Source organism: Anaerolactibacter massiliensis (assembly GCF_900290205.1).
GTDB lineage: Bacteria > Bacillota_I > Bacilli_A > Erysipelotrichales > Erysipelotrichaceae > Bulleidia > Bulleidia intestinalis.
Genome location: NZ_OLMH01000003.1, coordinates 242,216 through 262,309, shown reverse-complemented (window position 1 = coordinate 262,309; position 20,094 = coordinate 242,216). Strand labels below are relative to the sequence as shown.

At 48.2% G+C, this 20,094-nt stretch carries 20 protein-coding genes; 7 read left to right on the top strand and 13 right to left on the bottom strand.

Translation table 11 applies throughout. The annotated features are described in order from the left end of the window. The 7 genes from C7E00_RS15315 to C7E00_RS15285 all read right to left on the bottom strand — a co-directional run bounded on the left by C7E00_RS15315 (nucleotide 1) and on the right by C7E00_RS15285 (nucleotide 7,860). Complete coding sequence (locus tag C7E00_RS15315; RefSeq protein WP_105305182.1) at nucleotides 1-1,620, bottom strand: CHAP domain-containing protein; 1,620 nt, start codon at nucleotides 1,618-1,620, stop codon at nucleotides 1-3. Then, nucleotides 1,607-3,742, bottom strand: a complete 2,136-nt coding sequence (locus C7E00_RS15310; RefSeq protein ID WP_105305181.1) for a hypothetical protein — start codon at nucleotides 3,740-3,742, stop codon at nucleotides 1,607-1,609. Before C7E00_RS15310 ends, C7E00_RS15315 begins: the two co-directional genes overlap by 14 nt. A 6-nt stretch (nucleotides 3,743-3,748) precedes the next feature. Continuing rightward, complete coding sequence (locus C7E00_RS15305) at nucleotides 3,749-4,162, bottom strand: hypothetical protein (RefSeq protein ID WP_135358265.1); 414 nt, start codon at nucleotides 4,160-4,162, stop codon at nucleotides 3,749-3,751. 84 nt (nucleotides 4,163-4,246) lie between these two features. Continuing rightward, complete coding sequence (locus C7E00_RS15300) at nucleotides 4,247-4,612, bottom strand: hypothetical protein (RefSeq protein ID WP_105305179.1); 366 nt, start codon at nucleotides 4,610-4,612, stop codon at nucleotides 4,247-4,249. 350 nt (nucleotides 4,613-4,962) lie between these two features. Continuing rightward, nucleotides 4,963-6,324, bottom strand: a complete 1,362-nt coding sequence (gene iscB, locus C7E00_RS15295; RefSeq protein ID WP_105305178.1) for an RNA-guided endonuclease IscB — start codon at nucleotides 6,322-6,324, stop codon at nucleotides 4,963-4,965. 346 nt (nucleotides 6,325-6,670) lie between these two features. Continuing rightward, nucleotides 6,671-7,567 carry a hypothetical protein gene (locus C7E00_RS15290; protein ID WP_105305177.1) on the bottom strand — a complete coding sequence of 299 codons (897 nt, stop codon included), beginning with the start codon at nucleotides 7,565-7,567 and terminating at the stop codon, nucleotides 6,671-6,673. Further along, entirely contained in the window at nucleotides 7,564-7,860 is a 297-nt protein-coding gene (locus C7E00_RS15285) for a hypothetical protein (RefSeq protein WP_105305176.1), read from the bottom strand. Before C7E00_RS15285 ends, C7E00_RS15290 begins: the two co-directional genes overlap by 4 nt. A gap of 382 nt (nucleotides 7,861-8,242) precedes the next feature. Between C7E00_RS15285 and tnpA the strand changes: the two genes are divergently transcribed. Next, nucleotides 8,243-8,596 carry an IS200/IS605 family transposase gene (gene tnpA / locus C7E00_RS15280; protein WP_105305175.1) on the top strand — a complete coding sequence of 118 codons (354 nt, stop codon included), beginning with the start codon at nucleotides 8,243-8,245 and terminating at the stop codon, nucleotides 8,594-8,596. A 93-nt stretch (nucleotides 8,597-8,689) separates the two neighbouring features. Here the strand turns inward: tnpA and C7E00_RS15275 are convergent, their stop codons facing one another. Both C7E00_RS15275 and C7E00_RS15270 read right to left on the bottom strand, forming a co-directional pair. Further along, on the bottom strand, nucleotides 8,690-9,052 hold the full coding sequence (locus C7E00_RS15275; protein ID WP_204378699.1) for a hypothetical protein: 363 nt from the start codon (nucleotides 9,050-9,052) through the stop codon (nucleotides 8,690-8,692). Between the two features lie 27 nt (nucleotides 9,053-9,079). Further along, nucleotides 9,080-9,325, bottom strand: coding sequence for a hypothetical protein (locus C7E00_RS15270; protein WP_105305173.1), 246 nt, complete (start codon nucleotides 9,323-9,325; stop codon nucleotides 9,080-9,082). Nucleotides 9,326-9,559: 234 nt separating this feature from the next. Between C7E00_RS15270 and C7E00_RS15265 the strand changes: the two genes are divergently transcribed. Beyond that, nucleotides 9,560-9,790 (top strand): hypothetical protein, encoded by a 231-nt coding sequence (locus tag C7E00_RS15265; RefSeq protein ID WP_105305172.1) that lies wholly within the window; start codon nucleotides 9,560-9,562, stop codon nucleotides 9,788-9,790. Between the two features lie 174 nt (nucleotides 9,791-9,964). Here the strand turns inward: C7E00_RS15265 and C7E00_RS15260 are convergent, their stop codons facing one another. Next, nucleotides 9,965-11,248, bottom strand: coding sequence for a DUF3854 domain-containing protein (locus C7E00_RS15260; protein ID WP_105305171.1), 1,284 nt, complete (start codon nucleotides 11,246-11,248; stop codon nucleotides 9,965-9,967). A gap of 87 nt (nucleotides 11,249-11,335) precedes the next feature. Next, the gene (locus tag C7E00_RS15255) at nucleotides 11,336-12,316 is read right to left on the bottom strand and encodes a hypothetical protein (protein WP_105305170.1); all 981 of its coding nucleotides are present in this window, start codon (nucleotides 12,314-12,316) and stop codon (nucleotides 11,336-11,338) included. A 471-nt stretch (nucleotides 12,317-12,787) separates the two neighbouring features. On the opposite strand from C7E00_RS15255, the gene C7E00_RS15250 reads away from it, so the two are divergent. After that, complete coding sequence (locus tag C7E00_RS15250) at nucleotides 12,788-13,759, top strand: LacI family DNA-binding transcriptional regulator (RefSeq protein ID WP_167836642.1); 972 nt, start codon at nucleotides 12,788-12,790, stop codon at nucleotides 13,757-13,759. A 230-nt stretch (nucleotides 13,760-13,989) separates the two neighbouring features. On the opposite strand, the gene C7E00_RS15240 is transcribed toward C7E00_RS15250, so the two are convergent. After that, entirely contained in the window at nucleotides 13,990-14,451 is a 462-nt protein-coding gene (locus C7E00_RS15240; RefSeq protein WP_167836641.1) for a transposase, read from the bottom strand. Between the two features lie 400 nt (nucleotides 14,452-14,851). Between C7E00_RS15240 and C7E00_RS15235 the strand changes: the two genes are divergently transcribed. From C7E00_RS15235 to C7E00_RS15225, 3 genes are read left to right on the top strand one after another with little or no spacing between them, the layout of a single operon-like run. Continuing rightward, nucleotides 14,852-16,261: a PTS transporter subunit EIIC gene (locus C7E00_RS15235; protein ID WP_105305166.1), complete on the top strand. Its 1,410-nt coding sequence runs from the start codon at nucleotides 14,852-14,854 to the stop codon at nucleotides 16,259-16,261. Between the two features lie 9 nt (nucleotides 16,262-16,270). After that, nucleotides 16,271-17,170: an alpha/beta hydrolase gene (locus C7E00_RS15230; protein WP_105305165.1), complete on the top strand. Its 900-nt coding sequence runs from the start codon at nucleotides 16,271-16,273 to the stop codon at nucleotides 17,168-17,170. Further along, nucleotides 17,167-18,087: an alpha/beta hydrolase gene (locus C7E00_RS15225; protein WP_105305164.1), complete on the top strand. Its 921-nt coding sequence runs from the start codon at nucleotides 17,167-17,169 to the stop codon at nucleotides 18,085-18,087. The genes C7E00_RS15230 and C7E00_RS15225 overlap by 4 nt, the downstream gene beginning before the upstream one ends. Nucleotides 18,088-18,249: 162 nt before the next feature. On the opposite strand, the gene C7E00_RS15220 is transcribed toward C7E00_RS15225, so the two are convergent. Beyond that, nucleotides 18,250-18,501, bottom strand: a complete 252-nt coding sequence (locus tag C7E00_RS15220) for an ATP-binding domain-containing protein (RefSeq protein ID WP_167836640.1) — start codon at nucleotides 18,499-18,501, stop codon at nucleotides 18,250-18,252. 118 nt (nucleotides 18,502-18,619) lie between these two features. Between C7E00_RS15220 and C7E00_RS15215 the strand changes: the two genes are divergently transcribed. Beyond that, nucleotides 18,620-19,915 (top strand): ATP-binding protein, encoded by a 1,296-nt coding sequence (locus tag C7E00_RS15215; protein ID WP_105305162.1) that lies wholly within the window; start codon nucleotides 18,620-18,622, stop codon nucleotides 19,913-19,915. The last annotated feature ends 179 nt before the right edge of the window (nucleotides 19,916-20,094 follow it).

Below are 20,094 nucleotides of genomic sequence, written 5' to 3'. Positions count from 1 at the left end.
TTACTGCTTCGGATTGCAGAAGATGTACTTTCCGCCATACCAGCTGCTGAATTCCGCCAGCGCCCATTTCCGGTTGATGCGGATGCCGTTTGCTGAACCGCCCCAGGAGGTATTTCCGTCGCAGGTCCAGATCGTGTCTCCCTCTACCCGGACGACGAATCCGACATGGTTGGTCGTATATCCGCCCCAGGCAGAGAACAGCGCTCCGGGGGCCGGATACCTGGAGAGCTCGAATTCGTCCGGATATTTTGCTGCAGTGTTTTCCGCCATCTCAAGCCCGTTTCCGCCTCCGCAGTCTTTCCCGTACCAGTTCCAGAACATCCAGTGCGCAAAGTCGGTGCACCAGCGTCCCCAGCCCGTGAGTGCAAAGTGGCCGGCGGCGTCCTTACGGATTGCTGCCCAGAGCTCTGTGTGCGCGTTCGGATCGTTCTCCGCAAAGCCTGCAAGCAGGCCGCCGCCTGAAAAGCCGGAACTGATGTTTTTCAAGAGAAGATCTTCGTAATGCTGGTCCAGATAAGCACCGTAGCGTCTTCCGGCAGGAAGATCGCGGGTGCCGGTGCGGTCTTCATAAAGATTCAGAATCGTGTCGAGGATCATGTCGGAGCATTCCTCCAGACTGTACTCAGAGAAGACTTCCTGCTCATGAAGCCATTCGGACGCGTCCGCTATATCTCTTGCCCGATAGCCTGAGATGTCATAATTCACCGCCAGATAGATCGTTCCGGTCTCATGCTGAACCGTTTTTGTCCGGATCCTTCCGTCTTCTTCTCTGACCTGTTCTCCAGTCAGCGGATCAAGGACCGGTTCCTCATAGGGTTCCGGATGGATGCCGACTCCGTTTTCATCCTTTGCTTCGCTGACCGGGGTCAGAAACAGTGCTCCGTCCGAGGAAAACAGAGAGGTTTCCGCATATTCGCGCACGCCATCCTGATACGCATTCGGATCCGTGAATGCCGTCGCGTCGTCCGGCTCCAGAAAGTCTCCGATTCCGCCGTGCGATGTGCTCAGATACTGGATTCCGCCATGAACCGCAAGGATATACGGCGTGATCGTCTCGGCAATCGCATGCGGAGAATCCATATAGATGGAGATCGAAATGTGAGAATGGTCCTCAGGATAGTGCTCCTTAAGCCAGTCATCCGCAGCCTTCTCAGCTTCCGCACGGGCGGTTTCATAAGATGACTGAATCGCTTCCTCAGTCAGGGAAACCATGCGCGCATAGGCCGCTTCATAGGCATCCCGGTCCACGAGTGCCGCTGCATCCAGCAGGACTCCATCCGAAGAGCTGTAGACGTCAGAACGGTCGGAATCCGTTGTCGGAAGATCAGAGTCTACAGTTCGAAACAGATTGTTCGGATAGACTGAAATCAGAATCACGATGGCAAGGACTAGGATGATCACGACGAATGCCATCGGACCGGCACTGCTAAGCGCAGTTCCGATTCCCTCTGCGGCTTTCTCAACTGCCCTGCCTGCTGCTCTTCCCGCTTTCTGAATTCCTTTGGAAACGGGCTTTGAGGAAGAAAGGCGGACAAGGTTCCGGACGGATTCTCCGGTCAGGTGCTCTGCCCGATTTACACCGCTCTCGAATGTTTCAGCAGAGCGGTCATGCGTTTCCATGAGGCTGATCCTCCTTCGGATCCTCTGCTGCAGAGGTCTGCTCAGAAGAATCTATGCGATCATTCAGGTCATCTGCATCAGCGTCCTCCTCCATCGAAAACGAATCCGGATCAACGAATTCCTCTTCAACAGCTTCCTCAGGCTGATCAAGACTTGCCTCTGACTCATCAAGACTTGCCTCGATCGCATCATGTTCCTCTTTCTTCTGCCGGACGCGTTCCTCTTCATTCCATTCCGCCTGCTCCTTCGGGGCATCAGAGTGCTCGGGTGCAGGCGGTTCTGCACCGCTTCCGTCATGTTCCTCGAAGCTGAACTCCGAGCCGTATCCGAATGCCTTCATCTCCCTTTCTGCCTGTTCGGAAGATCCTTCATTCAGCGTTTCGCCGAAGGACTTGTACGGATCGTCCGCGTCAAATCTTGTCGGATGGACTTCATAGGCGTAGAGGGAATCGCTGACCTCCTTCATGACCGGGGCATGAGCTGAAGTCTCTACAAATGTGAACGCCTCATGTTCCGGATCATTGCCGATCTGATATGACACCTGATGCCGTTCATTTCCATGCCGGTCGGTGCCTACGGTTTCATGCTTTGCCGACTGCATCAGCTCTTCTGTTCCGATTGCATAGGTCTTCGGAACCGAAGTTCCGTCTGTTCTTCTCTCAAGGCCTGAGATCATCACCGCATCCCCGCCGTCTTTTCCGCGGATGTACTGCGCATTTCCGCGTGATACCGCAAAGTTCGGAATTGCCTGATCCAGATGCAGCGCTTTTGAAACGTCCTCAGAGGTCAGAGAACCGCTTTTTCCCCTGGAGTCCACCCAGGCGTTATAGCGGCTCTGCGCGGCGGAGCGCTCCTGCCAGGCGTTCTGATAGCCTTCCGCATACCGCTTCTGATCCGAACGGGAAAGCGAACTGTTCAGCATCGTGCCGGACATCGACCGCATCCCTGCTTCCCGGCCGGTGCGCGCAATCCCGTCTTCCCTGGCCGCACGGGACACCACGCGCTCAGAAGACATGGAATCCGGTACCACCTTCAGCGGGTTCTTCGGATCCGAATGAGATGCATTCCGCAGCGATTCCCCGCGGGCACCAAGCGTGCTCATCCCTTCCTTCCGGCTCATTCCTCTGACCGACGCCCGGGCTTCCGCAGATAGCGAAGTTCCGGAAGAAGCGGAAGCTGCATTTGCCCGCAGCGTTCTGAGATCGCTTCCGGCGGCAATCCCGGTGCGGACCGCACTTCCGGTCATCCGTACCGCAGAACCTGCAAGCGCAGCCGCAGTTCCGATTCCTCCGAGAAAGCTTCTTGCGGCATCTGCGGTCGGCATCGTGCGGATGTTATACATGCTGAGAATCTTTTCCAGATTCTTCGCCAGAGTGAACAGTGCAAGCGACACGGCCAGACCGAGCACGTTCAGCGTCCCGTCATAACCGGTAAACGACGTATTCAGGGAGGACATCGCCATGAAGATCATCGCGTAGGTCGACGCAAGCATCAGAACCTGCGTGAGGACGCCGACCAGCCACTGCCGGAAGGATTCCATCGTCCGCGGGGAAACGATGAATGCCGCCGCAATCGGAAACGTATAGAGATAAAGACAGAATGATAGAAACCGCTCCACGTAAGTGATCGCGGCCTGGGCCTCCGCAAAGGCGATGGAGCCGACGAGCGCAAAGCGGGCAAACTTGTTGATGAAGTGCCATCCGGACCAGGACCAGTTCAGCTTCACGGTCTCCACTCCGGAAACAAGGTTCTTCATCCGCTGAAACACGTAAATGTCGGAGTAATTCAGAAGGAGCGTGAAGATCTCCTTCCGGTATCTGAGAAGCACTGCGGCCAGCGCAATTTTCAGCACTGTCTTCAGCGGATCCTCCTCAGAGCCGGTGAACGGTCCTGCAATGATGCGGATCAGCGCGCTGTAGGCAAGCATTACGAGCACGATCCAGCCGACGACGTTCAGGATGCTGATGAATCCGGAAAAGTAAGGGATCACGGAATCCAGCGACTGCGGATCTGCACCGGAACGCAGTGCGGTTTCAAAATCTGTGCTCATGATCGCTTCGAACATGAGATTGGCAAAATCAACCAGCCAGCCGCCGAGCGAATCAAAGATGATGTCCAGCATAAAAGATCACATCCCGCTTACGGTCCGGATCAGTGAAGGGATCAGATAGAACAGCGCGACTGCCGCAAGCACCCGGAAGATGCGGGAGCGCTCTTTGTCGGCGAGCATCGGATCCGGTGTCGTCATGATCACGTAGAGACTCCAGGAAACAGAGGCTGCGGCAAGCGGGACAATGACCGGGCTCAGGCGGGACTGCCAGGTGGAAGCCTGGAGCCTTCCTGCTGCTTCTCCGCTGTAGCGCTCCGCCTCAGCAAGATTCGGGTCGTTCAGGGATTCATTCGATCCGGATGCCGTCCCGGAACAGCCGGCAAGCGATGGGAGGAGGAGCATCGGCAGCATCCAGACGAGGTATTTCAGATATTCCTTCAGGGAGGGCTTCTGCATCAGGCGGATTTCCCTGAAGGATAACGGTTTCTTCATGCATACTCCTTTCAGAAAGGTCAAAGAAAAGCAGGAGCACATTCAGCACCCTGCAGACAGGAAAATGACAGATTTTGCGATGGATCAGCTTCCGGCCGCGGCAGTCTTTGCGGCTTCTGCGATCGTGTTGATCAGAACCGGCGCGAAATAGAACAGGACGACGGCGACAAGGATGCCGATCAGCCATTTCTTCGCGGATCCGACTTCGTTCTGATTGGAAGCGATCAGGATCTTAAACGCGCAGATGGCAACACACACGATGGCGACGGGAAGAAAGATGTTGCCGAATCCGGTCCGGAATTCCGTGACGATCTTTCCTAAGGCCGTGAAGAAGTCGCCGACGCTGTTTGTCTGTGCAGCCGCTCCGCTTTCCCCTTCCCCTTCCATCAGGATGCCGATCCCAGGAGACAGAAGATTCTGAGCCGCAAGCCATAAGTATTCTGAGGTCATAAATTTCTCCTTTCCTTCTGATCCCTCTCTTCTGGAAAAACAAAAAAGCATCCCGCCCTGCAGAGTAATGGGGGATAGTCTGCAGAACGGGAGATGCTTCAAGAGGAGGTGATACAGTTAAGGCTTTTCTATACTTTGGTACGCTAACATCTTAGATTGCAAAGCTGTTCCTGTCAATATAAAAATGAACTGAAAAACGCAGAAAATACTTATAAACATAGGATAATAAGAATACGATACAAAAATACATATTTGTATAGCAATCATAAATGCAGGTTATGAAAATTGAGCAGGAGTCCATGAACCATCAGTCATTCACGTTCAAGGCGCGGATACCCCGTCCATAGCCGTCAGGCTTGGGCGGGGAGGAAGCACCATCCTCCTTCCATTTTAATGCAGGTCAAATCTGCCATCTTGACTGATTTTCCGGTATTTAGAATTACGCGGGTTCCATTGCAATGAGCACCATTGACAGTGAAACGCTGAGACCGAAACAGAATCGCATCCCCAGGCTGATATGAATAACGCTTCTTCCGAACCGAAGTGCGCCCTGAAGAACACTTCTTCCCGCGATAGATGCGCTGATTCTTATCAGAGCGCCTGCTTTCCCTGCGGTTGGTTCTCCCGCATGAGAGTGCGGAACCGGACTTCTTTTCGCCATCCCGGATGTCGATGTACTTTGCATCGTAGAACTTTGCAAGAATCCGGTTATTGCGGCGCTTTTTCTGATAGACAAGCTCTGCTGTTCGATGCTTCGGATGCAGAGACCCAATGCAGTAAGCATCGTTTGCATGTGTCTTTTCAAGATGCAGCGACTTTCTGGTTACAGCAGTCTTTGCACCATACTGGAAATAAATATCGAGCTCCGGATGCGTCAGCACCAGATCGCGATACATTGCCCAGCGCACGGTACTCATATACGTCGCCGGAGCCAGATTTGTGCTTTTCGGCTCCAGTCCCCAGAGCTTTCCTCCGGGCTGGTGATTCTTTGCCGTATGGCAGTGCTCACATACTGTCAGAAGATTGCTGATTCGGTTGGAGCGGTATCCTTTCCAGAACCCGATATGGTGCGTATGCAGAATCACGCCGTCTTTGACGGATTTACCGCATACCTGGCAGGTATAGTGATCTCTGCCGAAAACGGCTTCCCGTTCGGTCTGATACAGGTACTTCGATCCCCGCTGGTAGTCCTTCCCTTTCGGGAGAGGCTTCTTGTCTGCAATTGCCTGCAGAAGCTGAGTGTCGAACTTCCCCATCTCGAATGCCGCCGATGTGATCGGCATGACTTTGCAGAACGATTCGAACAAGCGGATCTGGTTCTCCTTGCGGTGCCGCAGGGAAGGCGTCATCTCCTTGTTCTTCTTCGAACGGTTGTCGAATCTCGGTTTACGGTACCGCAGTCTGTTTCGCCTGGTTCTGCGGCACTTGCGGCAGTCATTGTGCCGCTCTGTCTCATCGCTCAGCATGTCATACTGCGCATGGACGAACTCATGTTTTTCGGACTTGATTGATACGCCGACATGCTGGTATCCCGTATCGCAGGCATACTCAATCGGCTGTGTGTTTCCCTCCTCCCGGTCGGTTAACCGGATTGTAAAAATCGGACGATAGCATTCAATGACAGCACGTTTGCTTTTTAAGAGCTTCCGTGCTCTGTAGTTCGAAGTCGGCATCAGCTTTCTGCCGGTGCTGGATAGTACTGCCACAGACATCTTCTGATGCCTCCTTTCTGCCTGCCCCGTTAAGGGCGCTTACGCTTTCTGCATTCCTGAAGACATGCAGCATCTCGCACTTACGGTTCCGAAGAACCGCAGCCGCGGTGGTCCACTTCGCCAATGTTATCCGTGGGTTGAATACTACAGATGCACGTCCCTTACCCTAGGGGATTTTTAGCATCTGCACCCAAGAGGTACGAACTAGTGGAGCATTCGTACGTAGCTCACGGCAACGGAGTCCGCCACTTCAGAGTCCGAAGGCTCTTACGCAGACTGAGGCTTATCAACCGGGCTTGAAGAGCTGTAATAGCCTCTCCAAGCCCCGTCTATAGTCCGTTAGGACTTAGGCGGGGTTGTTGACGATTTCTCTGGCGGAATATCCCCATAAAAGGCTGGAAAGAACTCGTATGCCTTCCTCATACCTGGCGTGAATATACTTTCTGGACTTGCCGATGATCCGCGCACATTCTGCTTCTGAATTCCCCTGGGAGCGAAGAATCAGAACATTCTGAATGGCATCTCCTTCAAAAGGATATGTTCCGACTGCACTGAGGCATGCATGGATTGCATGATCGACAAGTTCAAAATCAATCTGATTTCCTTTTACTCTTCCTGCATTTCTTCGGACCAGCGGAGCAATCTGCACGAGATATTCCGTGTTATGAAAAGCAGTCTTCATATCCCGATCCAGCATTGCAGAGGCATTCTCCATTTTCTGATCGAGCTTTCGGAAGTCTTCTCCATATTCCTGAATGATTTCTCTGACGGAAGCTTCATAGTTAATATCGATGCAGTATTTGGATACATCTTCTTTCATGGATCCATGAACAGCATTCAGTGTCTTCAGCGCTTTCAGATTCAGAGAGCATCTGCTTTCTCCGTTCAGGATTTCTTCAGTCAGATGAAGCATACGGGCCGAATCAGTCAGTGTTTCCTTCTGAAGATTCAGCCTGGAATACCGTACGATTCCGCAGTAGCTTTCCTGCTTTTCCTCGAGGAATTTCTGCAGTGAGAAAAGATCAAGATCCAGGCTATTCCGCATATGATCTGCCCATGACTGAACCGGGTAGGCACACAGGGAAATGATCAGAGGACAGCTGCCCGGATCCTCGATCAGAATCTGATTCAGAATGACACGGCAGTGATGTTCATGCCTGCTTGCGGTAGGAATGCGTGAGATGATCGGCTCTGCTTCTGCTTCCTCAAGGAGAAGTTCTGCAAGCGTTCGGTATGCGCTCATAGATGCTGCACCCTTCCTGACTCAATGCGTACGATTCCATTCAGAACAGAGTCGGTTTCAGCAATTCTCAGTTCCATTCGGCAATCCGCACACACTTCTGATATTTCGTTCCAGAGGTCAAGATCTTCAGTGGAAGCGGAAAATGCATGATCCTGCAGATATTCCTGATTCCATTCAAAGGCAATCTTCCGGTTGGCACAGTAATAAGTCACGAGCAGAGGTTCTTTCGGAGGCTTGCTTTCAGCCAGATTTTTCAACGCAATAAGAAGAGCATAGACGATGATATAGTGCACGTTTAGCGTTCGCCCATTTGTTAGCGATATTTCAACGGTTGGAAGCTGAAAAATATGATTCATTGCATTCTGGAAACTTAGTGTAAAGCAACCTCTATTCTTAAATTTGTGAGATATCGAATATCCTGCAAATACGTCAACTCGTTTCATTTACAATAAGTATTATTGCATAATAAATAAAAATGATACATATTTTCAAGCACGTTTTTAAGAATTAAGCCGAGAATTCTCCCTTACTTGTATGGGAGATGAATCGGCATTTTTGCATCACAAATCAATGCTTATAAATATGCATAATTGTGCTTATATGCTTTGCTATGTGTATGAATGATGAGTATGTACATGCAAGAACCTGCGTTTATAACGTTCACTACTACATTGTATGGTGCGCAAATACCGCAGGAAGGTTCTTACGCCTGAGATTGAAGCCACTTTGCAGGAAGTGCTGAAACAGATAGGCATGGAGAATGGGTTCTCTGTTGATCAGTGCGAAGTTGGAGAAGCAGATCATGTGCATTGTTTTGTGTCTGCTCCCCCGAAGTTGTCAATCACGTTTATCGTCAAGCATTTGAAAGGTGTTTCGGGGCTTCGTTTGTATCATCAGTATCCGAAGCTCAGAGAAAAGCTGTGGCGCGGAGAACTGTGGAATGGTTCTTATTTCGTTGAAACTATCGGCTCCACAAGCGAAGAAAATGTACGACGTTATATCGACCGTCAGAAAAACGTCCAGAGGTAGAATATGCCGCTTCGCAGAACAAAACATACATCAGCAGACAGAGAGCGCATTGCATATAAATTCCGGGATCCTTTTTCTCTTTTCGTCATTCATTCAGATGAGCGGCGGCATATCGGATAGAACTATTTTCGCGTAAGCTCCGTTCTTTTTATCTTCCGGATGAGGTTCCAGCCCGACAATAGTGATGGACTGCTGATCTGGCCCATACACCCAGTACATCCGCATGGCACGGCTTGTCTTGTTTTCAAGGTAAGACTGCCAAATGCGCTCTCCGTAACGATCTGTCAATTCTCTAATTTCGTGCGTCTGTAATCCAGGATGTCTTGGGTTCTCAGATAAAAGTTTCAACGCCTTTCCCCATTTTTTATAAAGCACGGCGTCCGCCTTGCTGATTGTTCCGGCACGATATTCGCCTTGCAGCCTTGACCATAAGGCTTCCATTTCCGGCACGCCCATTCGAATAATGAACCTCATTCGAACGCCTCAGAAATCAGAAAGATCAATCGGATCTGATACTTGTCCAAATTTGAAGTTGCGGATTGCCTGATCCATGCTTGCGAGTGTCTTGGCTGATATTTCCTTTGGCGTGATTAGTTCACGCGGTTCCAGCATAATGCAGCCATTTTCATATTCTCTGACATTATAATACTGATATTTTGCGCCACGGAGAGTTATCCGCTTTTTGCTATCGATATGCACATCGTAATCTTTCACTGTCTCCACGATCATCACCTCTTTTTAGTGTGGGAAATCCCACTAACAGCATAGCATTTTTCGGCAAACCGTCAACCCTTTTAGTTGCGCGCTCGCTCATGTTCCGCAAAGATTTGCGCATTCCCGCATGCGGGAACAATATACAAAGCGCCGTACTACAATATTCGATTGCGCTTGCTGACAAACGGATGCGCCAGCGCTGAAATCCCCTTTGCACAGGTTCGCATCATATAAGGGAAGGAGGACAGCATGCGCATTTCATCACTATCAAGGGAAAAACGAATTCTTGCGCTGATTATCGGCGCAATTCTCATCTGCGCTATCGGGAGCGCTGCATATCTCCGTGCGCATAAGGAATATACCGCCACCATCAGTCTGGCGTATCAGAACGCATCCAGCGGGCTGTACCCTGACGGTATGCGCTTCGACCCATATCTCGCCACAAGCGATGACGTACGTGAACTACTCGGTTACAAGTAACCGAGTAGTTCACATTCTTATGCTTTGCGGATTTCAATATATTACATAAATTGTAGCGAAGGCTGTCTTCTCCTATTAGAAAAGACGGCTGTCTCGATCTCAGCATTTTATGACGCTGAACATCAGACATGAGCCGCCTTTGAATTAATAGCTGTCTCTAATTTTTCAGATGCATTATTCAGCTTCATGCAATCCTGGCTTTAACCTTTTGACTAACCCTGTCAGATTGCTGGCCTCTGTGATCCGTCCTCTATTTCTGCATTCCAGAAGCCAGTCATCAATGCCTTTATAATTCCTGTCCCAACTCCATGCAGCAAACTCAAGACCTGAAAGAGTCACCTTCTCCTCGATACCTTTCAAAGCTGAGGCAACATGTGCATTTTCATAAAGATCCATATCTACAAACACGGATATTCTCTTTGTCCCATGATCCTTCAGGTAGCCAAGCACAGATGGAAGCTGTTCCTGATTCCCGACACCGATAAGCGCAATGAATGGCTTTCCGGAAATTGCCGATGCTACATCTGCCTTCAGGGCGCCTTCCGTCAGTCCGACTGTCTCCGGAGTCTGTTCCTCCTCAGATGAGAACCCTGCAAAATGGATCTGCGAGATTCCCCTCACGGAACAGCCCTGCTTCCACCTGGCGGAAGAAAACCATGCATACCGATGATAGCGATCCTTCTCTTCTTCTGGAGCGTTTTCAGGAAGCGGATCAAACCGGATCTGCATTCCTGTGATCCTCCCAAGACAGTCCTTCACCGGAATGAAGTATCCCTGATCCGGTCTCACCGCGGCAATCCTTCCACTGTCAGAAAGATAGAATCCCGGGATGACCGAACCTTTCTCACGGAAGATCTCTGCCCACTTTTCCAGACATTCTTCCTGATCCTCAATCTGGAGCGCTCCGCTTTTCATCAGAGCGTTCTCTGCATAGGTACAGAAGCCGACGCGCGGAACACTGCGGAATCCGGCTTCAGCAATCTGAGCTTCCGTTAATCCTCTTCGAAGTAAATCTCTGTGGTGAGTGTCCTTCAGCTTCAGCTCATCCAGAAATGCGCGATAGACGAGGTCGAGCACATCTGCCGGAGCGGGATGCCCTTCGACGTGTGCCAGCTCATCGTCCTCTCTGCATGCATGAAATTCGTTCTTCTGCTTTTCGCTTAAGCTTTCATACTCCGCCAATAGATCGCGGTAAGCAGCGGAGCGTGCCTCCCTGGTGGCGTATGGCAGTCCTTTCAGCATGCAGTGCAGCTGAATCAGGCCGCCCTGCGCGTGGTTCTCTTCGTGACAGACATTGCAGCGGAAGGCATTCTTCGTGAAGTCGAGATGGAGCTTCCGCTTTCCGCCGCAGAACGGACAGTCATAGTCTGCCGAAGTTCCGGTCTTCTGATAGCGCCGGATGTCCGGCCGGTCTAGCTCCATCACCGCATCAATCCCAAACGGGAATCGTGTTTCCATTCTTCTCCTCCTGAAGAGCAGAGGAGAGTCATGCTCTGACTCCCCCTGCGCTGTCAAATTTCATTGGTGCGGAAATGAGCTCTCGATTCAGCTCTGGGTTCCGATGAACTGCAGCTCCTTCCGCTCAAGAGCGCCCATCATGATTCTTGCCGCCTCGGCTTCCTCCGAATGGCCGGCATTGTTCACAAAGCACTGCAGGAAGACAGTCCCCAGATTTTCCTCAAAGCCGAGGATCTCTCCCATCGTCTTCCCGGCGAGCTTGCCATAGCTGATTTTCCAGCTCATGGCCTGCTTGAGATTCATCCGGGCCGGCTGAGCGTTTCTTCTCACCGGAAGTTCCACCTGATCCGCTGCGTTTGGAATTCCGTTTCTCGGACGCGCTGGCGAAGCAGCAGGCATGGGAGCCGACGACATCAAGGGCGATGCTGGAGTGCTGCTTCTCTGGTTCATGGGTGTGCAAAGCTGTGATGATGGCACCTGCATCTGAGGCTCTGCTGCAGGAGCTTTTGCGCGCGGTGAAGATGACTGCGTTTGTTTTGCCGGCTGACGGGGTGCTGCCTGGATCGGCTCTCTGAAATCATCCGCTTCAGCCTCGGAATAGACGCCGCTGTAGCCAAGGCGCGACTTCTTCAGCACGACCCGGTCAAAGCAGCGCTTGTACGCCATGCTCAGGGGATATGCGTTCCTGCAGTTTGCTGCAGAAACCTCGCCAACTTCGCAGATCTCGTCATCCATGTAGTCATACACGATCATCTCACCGAACGTCTTCGACTCCACGATGGACCGCTGGAAGCAGGAGCATCTGACGCGGCTCTCCTTCGGAAGGTGATCATTGATCTTCAGGCATCCGCTGTGCGAGATGATCAGGCCGCTGAAGACCACTGCTCCGCTTTTAGATCGATTCTGCAGGATCCAGAAATCGGTGTCTTCCAGGCCAAACTTTCCGGATTCAATCATTTCCACGGCTTTTGCCCGGCTCGTCTGGTACTTTGCGGTGCAGATCGGCCGAATGCCGTCATTCCGCACCTCACCTTCAAAAACATGCTGTCTGTGTTCGATTGATGTCATGATTTATCCTCCTCTCAGCCATTCAGGCATCAAAAAAGACATACCCATCTGCCCGCTGCTTTTGCGTAAGCATTCCGCAGAAGTTCAGCCGATTCACGGCGTTCTGATCACACACGCAGAGAAATGGTTGCGTGCGGAACTTCAATGGAATGACCTGCAATGCAGGGCTTCAAAGTATGTCTTTATCGAGTTAATGATAGCATGGTTCAACAGATGATGGGAAAATCACTCAGGCGAGGAATCTGTTTTGGTGATTCTCCTTCCGGTTTAAGGCCTCTATATCTGAATATTGCAGCTTGCGTTTTGCCTAGTATTCTCTGCTCTCCTGTTCATCTAATTATTTGGAGTGACGTTTTCAGTGGCATTTGTTTTATTTGGTGATATTGCACCTATCGTATTTCTGCGCGGAAAGGCAAAGTTTACTTGAAAAAGTAAATGTTTAAGCTAAGATCTCAGTATACAGGAGGAGATATGGCGACAGTAAAAGACATCGCGGATGAAGTCGGAATCTCCAAGGCGGCAGTATCCCGCATTCTGAATCATAAAGGGAACTTCTCTCAGGAAACGATTCTGAAGGTAGAGCGCGCAGCAAAACGGCTGAACTATGTCAGCCGAAGCAGCATTGAAGACGAAGAAACAGGAAAAGTTCTTGCAGTGGTATTTCCGAAAAGAGGAATATATTTTTCGATTATGACCACCTTGCTGGAAGAAGCCTGCTATAACTACGGCTATAATCTGATGCTCTGCTCTAGCGTTTACAATGATTTGAGCGTTTCTGAGTTTGCAGAATTGCTTAGAAAAAAGCATATTGCCGGAATTCTGTTCGGAAGTATCAGCAATGATCCTCAGCAGCTGTCTGATATCGGAATCCCGATTGTCTCAATCGGCCATCGCATGAACAGCAGCATTCCATATATTCATGCCGACAACAGGGCTGCAGGAATAATTGCCGCAAAACATCTTCTCGCCAGAGGCTCATCTGAGTTCCTGTATATCTCCAACTTTCCAGATGGATTGCAGAGTGATGACAGATATCTCGGCTTCTGCGAAGAGCTGGAAAAATCTGGGAAGATTCCATGGCCATATATTCTTGCAAACAACAATGCGGTAGATGACAGCAATCCATCGGAAGTAATCACCGGAATGATTCTTGAACACCCAGAAGCTGATGGATTGTTTGCGGAATCTCATACCCTGGCAATGGAAAGCGTTCAGGTTTATCGCAGCCTGGGGTATTCCATCCCTTCTCAGGTACGAATCATCGGTTATGGAAATGCATATCAGAATACATATACGATGCCTAAGCTGACACTCATTCAGGAAAACATGAAGCAGATTGCAAATGCGGCGGTTTCAGCCTTAGCAGACTTGATCGAGAAAGGAAAAACCAGGGATATGGAAATCATTATTCCTGTCTCAATTGAACAGAATCAGACTACCTGATGCCCGAAAGGGCATTTTTAGTCTTATAAGAATTTCAATTCGGTTTGAAAAAACGAATAAGGTGACCGTAAGGTCATCTAAAATGAGATGGCACGACAAAAACATCTTCAGGATTGATCTGTCTTTGTCAGCGGTGATTGTGATTTCTGAAATGATAAGAATCTTTGCGGTACATGTCGCTTAAGCAGAACGGGCATAGAAGATGGTCTTCACAATGCTCAGGGTCTTTATCAACTGAACGCAGGAGATCGAGATCTTTCTGCGGTACTTCTTCTTCGTAACCGCATCTCTCGCATTTCATCAATACAGTTTTCTCGGTATTGTCTGTCATTGGATATTCCTTCCAGCGGATTATAAGTTTCCGCATATAACATGATCTCGCCGCATCTGCAGCGGAGAACATCGCGATTATAAGAATCAAGGCACATCGTACGGAAACGAAGCTTATGAAGACGGGAGGTCAGCTGCTTTTTCCGCTGTTCCTTAGTCCTGGCATCATTTCGTTTCTGATTGATCAATGTATAGATTATTTCCAGATGGTCCTTTGATCTGGAACTGTAAAAGCCATAGTAGCGTACGGTCCTGAAGTTTTCATCCTGGATATGGATGATCATCTTCTTGAGAAGATCGAGACCGGTTTCGTGAACGGTGATTCTCTTGCCGGTCTTGTGGTCATCATAGAACCATACCACTTCATCGGTTTCTTTGTTATAGACAATATGTAAAAGCCCTCCATTAACTTGTGTGTTCGAGGATCATCCCGCATACTTGTTATTGGATCAATAAAGAGATGGGGGAAGTTGCCTCATCCAAGAAAGGAAGCTTGATTCTTGGCTTATTCGGATCGTAATTCAGATGGTCAGAATCAAAGGCACCGTAGAAGGGATAATCTGAATAAAGCTTTTCGTCCAGCATAACTACATTATAAAACGTGCAGGAATTTCAGCTCCTGCACAATGTGTTTCTAGTGGTCACTGAAGGTGACCTTTTTTTAATTCTTCTCGTCAGTAATAATTAAACTGTTGACTTATTTTAGTAAACTGTTTACTATATCAACGTAAATTTCAGATCAGTATGATCGTGGAGGAAAATATGCCAGGTAAAAATTATTCGTTGATTGCAGAACAGGTTGTTGAAAAAGTCGGCGGAAAAGAGAACATTTCTCATTCGCTGCATTGCGCAACCCGACTGAGATTTAATCTGATTGATTATTCAGCAGCTGATATTGATGCAGTAAAGAAAATCAATGGAGTTCTTGGTGCTCAGAAAGTCGGTGAACAGCTTCAGGTAATCATTGGGCCGGATGTAGACAAAGTTTTTGACGAAGTGCTGAAGATCACAGGTGGAAGCGCTGAAGTAGTTAACGAGAATCTCGATGCGCCGAAACAAAAGAAGGACTGGAAGAGCATCGGAGGAGCAATTCTTGACGCACTGTCAGGATGTCTCGGGCCGGCAATTCCAGCAATTGTCGCAAGTGCATTCTTCAAAGGATTTCTTGCTCTGCTTGGACCTGATATCCTTGGGGTAATCTCCGCAGATAGTAATCTTTATACACTCCTGACATTTGTCGGGGATGCAGGCTTCTATTTCTTTCCGGTTATCATTGGATACACCGCAGCTAAAAAATTCAATGTAACACCAGTGCTTGGGATCCTCCTGGGTGGCATCATGCTTCACCCGACTTTCACGCAGATGGCTGCTGACTCAGTTACAGACTTTACTGTATTCGGAATTCCATGCAATGTGCAGAACTACGGTTCTACAGTGCTTCCAATCATTCTTTCAATCTGGGTAATGAGCTACGTGGAGAAGTTCTTCAATAGTAAGCTTCCTTCTTCTCTGCGAGGAGTATTTGCGCCAGCATTCACGATCTGTGTCATGCTCCCGATCACCCTTTGTGTACTTGGCCCGGCAGGAGCATATCTTGGAAATTACATCACAACCGGTCTCATGGCGTTCGGACGTGCTACAGGTTTCATCGGACTTGCTGTCATCTCTGCTCTTTATCCGCTTCTGGTTATGACCGGCATGCATATGGTGCTGATCACCGCATTGTTCCAGGTATTCGCAACGGTTGGATCTGATGGAGCGATCGCACCAGCACTTACTATTTCTGCATTTGCCATCATGGGCGTCGGAATCGGTGCTTCCCTTCGCCTGAAGAATCAGGAACAAAAGGGACAGGCAGCAGAATTTGCGATAACTGCAATTCTTGCAGGCACTTCGGAGCCTACGCTTTACGGCATCTGCATGAGATATAAAAAGCCGTTTATCGGATTACTGGGCGGAGGATTTATCGGTGGTCTGTATTGTGGAATCACCAGTGCCATTTCTGCAACTCTTGTTCCTGCCACGAATTTCACTTCGATTCTCTGCTTTACCGGTGCTTCCACTGCAAATATCGTAAACGGCTCAATTTCCTGCCTGATTGCACTTGTCTCTTCGGCACTGCTTGTCTATTTCTTCGGCTTTGACAAAGATGAGCAAGGATTAATGAAATAAGGTGTCTATATGCTTACGGAATCAATCAAGCTGGATACCGGTGCCATTCTGGAGGCATATATACGCGATCCGTCCGTTTCATTTCGCGATGAAAGGAAACGCCCTGCAATCATCATCTGCCCTGGTGGAGCCTATCTGATTCATGCAATAAAAGAAGGTGAACCGGTGGCACTGGATTTCCTTGCCAGGGGATATCACTGTTTTGTCCTGAAGTATTCAGTCGGCATTGACCGGTACCATCCCGAAAAAGGAGAAAACCTTGCAGCTCGCTATCCGATCCAGGCTCTGGAACTCATGGAGGCAATCCACATCATTCATCAAAACGCAGGAAGATGGTATGTGAATGATGAATGTCTCTTCCTACTAGGTTTCAGTGCCGGCGGCCATGTATGCGCTACGGTCGGAACCCGTTGGAATGACCCTGCACTTACAGAAAAACTATCCTTTGTTCCTAAACAGGATGAACTCAGATGCAGAGGTATGGTTCTAGGCTACCCGATGTTAGCTGATAATCCGGAAAGCTTCAAAGGGTCAGAATTCAGGAATCTCGATCCCGAGCGAATCAGAATAATGAATCATGTTTTCTATGGAAAAGACACTCCCTCGGAAGCAGATATCAGTAAATTTGATCTGCGGTCTTATATCAGTAAGAAAACGATCCCAGCGCTGATATGGAATACTGCTGATGATCCGGTTGTAGATCCAGGTGTCGGTGCATCATTTGCGCAGATGCTCGCTTCCGAAGGCATTAATTGTGAATATCATATGTTCTCCAGCGGAGGCCATGGTATGGGGCTTGCATGCAGTTTATGTGCAGATGATCAGACTGAAACAGATAAAACAGTGACGATCTGGAGAACTCTTGCACAAAATTGGATGCAGGAAATCATGCGCAGGAAGGAAAAATGAAAAAAGAAGATCTATCGATATTTGATTATCGAAAGGAAAAGGAAATCCTGTTCTCGGATCTCTGTAAAGCAGAGAGAATGCAGAACGATTATATTCGCTCCAGTGTGTATACGAAAAGTGCCGGATGGGTGGACTTTGCAGTTTATCGTCCGGAGAATGAAGATGCAGATAAAGACCTTCCTGCAGTATTCGTATTTCATGGAGGCGGATTCGTATTAGGCTACTATGAGCAGGAGGGAAGAATCTGCAGGCAGTTAGCTGATCAGACCAAATGCGTTCTGATAAACATGGATTATGCTCTTGCTCCTGAGAACAAATATCCTATTCCGGTTATATCTTCTTATGAAGCGATGAAACAGATTCTTAAAGATGCAGAAAAGTATCATCTGGATTCTGAACGAGTTATGGTTCTTGGAAACAGTTCCGGTGGCTGTATTGCCACTGATATATGCCTTCTCAACCGTGATCGGAAAGAAATGAATATTGTTGGACAGGTTTTGAATTACCCACCTCTGAGTCAACAGGAAGATCAGTCTACCAGGACCTCTGCAGATCCTTCTAAAGGAGTTTCAGAATCACGGGCAATTCAGTATATTCACTGGTATTTCAATTCCTCAGAGGAAATGAACGAACCGCTTGCTTCTCCCGCCGACTATGCAGATGTAACTGGCCTTCCTGAAATGCTGATGATTTCTGCAGAGTTAGATACTTTGCGTGCAGAAGAAAAACGGTATGCTGATCGCTGCCTCGCCTCAGGAAACAAGGTTACTTATCAAATCGTTCCTGGAGTCGGTCACGGCTTCACCCATTCAGCCTTTAATACCTTTGACGCAGAAAAAGCTTCAGAAACTTGGATTGAGATTGCACATTTCATCAGAAAATGTACAAAGCCCAGCCAAGTTAAGCACAAAAGTTAAAATCTTGAGTTTCAACCCCTGAATCCGTTTCATGGATGCAGGGGTTTCCTTTTCTGCAGAAACAATAGGATACGAAGCGCCCAAAGAAAAAAGAGAACAGAGATCATCCCTGTTCCCGCATGTGAATCACTTTTGATGTCTGCTGAATTTGAGAACATGCTTTCATGGTTTCCTGCCGAACTTCTTTTGATAGCGAAACCTCAGCCGTTCCTTCAGCAGTGTGTTCCTCCTTCCCTTCTCAGAGTTCCGGATGCATTCATCAATCGCCTCCCGTTCTCCGATCAGCGTCACTTTCTGGTATGCCCTGGTCACGCCGGTATACAGCAGATTCCTTCGCAGCATGTATCGCTGGCTTTCCAGCACCGGAATGATCACGCTCGGAGTCTCTGAGCTCCAGATCTTAGTATAGAACAAAAAAATGCGGAAATCCGCAAAAAATTAACGTATATAGTTGACAGCAATGCAGAAGAGACGGTAACATTTAGATGAAAAAAATGCGGAAATCCGCAAAATTTTAACGAGGTGTATCCGGATGTATCAGAGAGAACAGTATTTGAACAAGCTGATTTCAAAAAAAGATAACGGGCGGGTCAAGATAATTATGGGACTCAGAAGAAGTGGAAAGTCGGTTCTCCTATTTCAATTATATCGAGACTGGCTTCTTCGCGAAGGCGTCCGAAAAGATCAAATCATAGAACTTGCGCTTGATATTTTGCAGAATGCCAAGTACCGGAATCCTTTAGAACTGGATAAATATATTCGAGAGCGGATGGTTGACCCGGGTACGAACTATTACATTTTTATTGATGAAATTCAATTCGTTTCAGAGATACAGAATCCTTATGTGGATAATCCAGATTCGAAGATTACCTTTGTCGATGTTGTGCTTGGCTTTATGCAGATGAAGAATGCGGATGTTTATATCACTGGGAGCAATTCCAAAATGCTTTCTTCTGATATTCTGACTCAATTCAGAGACAGAGGAGATGAAATCCATGTATTTCCGCTTTCGTTTTCCGAGTTCTATGCTTCATATGAAGAGGACAAACGAGGCGCATTGCAGGATTATTACACTTATGGCGGCATGCCCTTTGTAACAACACTGAAAACGCATGAAGAAAAAAGCAGCTATCTGAAAGACCTTTTTGAGAGAACATATATCAAAGACATTCTTGAACGTCACAAAATCACCAACGATCGAGAGGTGCTGGACATACTACTTGATGTTCTAGCCTCTGATATAGGATCGCTAACAAACCCGAGCAAGCTTGCAGATACTTTCAAAAGTACACGTGGAATTTCTATTGGATCTGCAACTATAGCAAAATATATACAGTATTTTGAAGATTCATTTCTGATAGAAGAAGCAGCACGGTATGATGTGAAAGGAAGAAAATACATTAGCACCCCTTTAAAGTATTACTATACCGACCTTGGCTTAAGAAACGCCAGGCTCGGATTCAGACAGCTGGAAGAACCGCATATTATGGAGAATGTTCTCTATAATGATCTTATCCGGCGAGGATTGGATACCGATGTTGGTGTGGTTGAATATAATACCAAGAATCAGCAAGGCAGGAACATTCGAAAGCAACTGGAAATCGATTTTGTAGTGAACAAAGGAGATAAACGGTATTATATTCAATCAGCATTATCCATAGCAGATCCTGAAAAAAGAGCTCAGGAAATTGCATCACTCATAAGGGTACCGGATTCGTTTGAAAAAATAGTGGTTGTAAAAGATTATTTGAAACCGTGGCGTGATGAGAATGGAATCCTGTATATCGGAATAGAGCAATTCCTGCTGGATGAAAATGTTTTGAGCTGACATATCCAAAAGGCACCAATATTGTCATCACAATATCTCTAAAAATCAGAAGGCTGTGAATACGGTAATGGCACTGATGCTGGCGGTATGTGCGGTCAGTATTGTCGTATCATGACAATGAAAAGGGCACTTACCGTGCAAAAACTATACTTTCTGTAGTTCTGAAATGTGTAAAATCA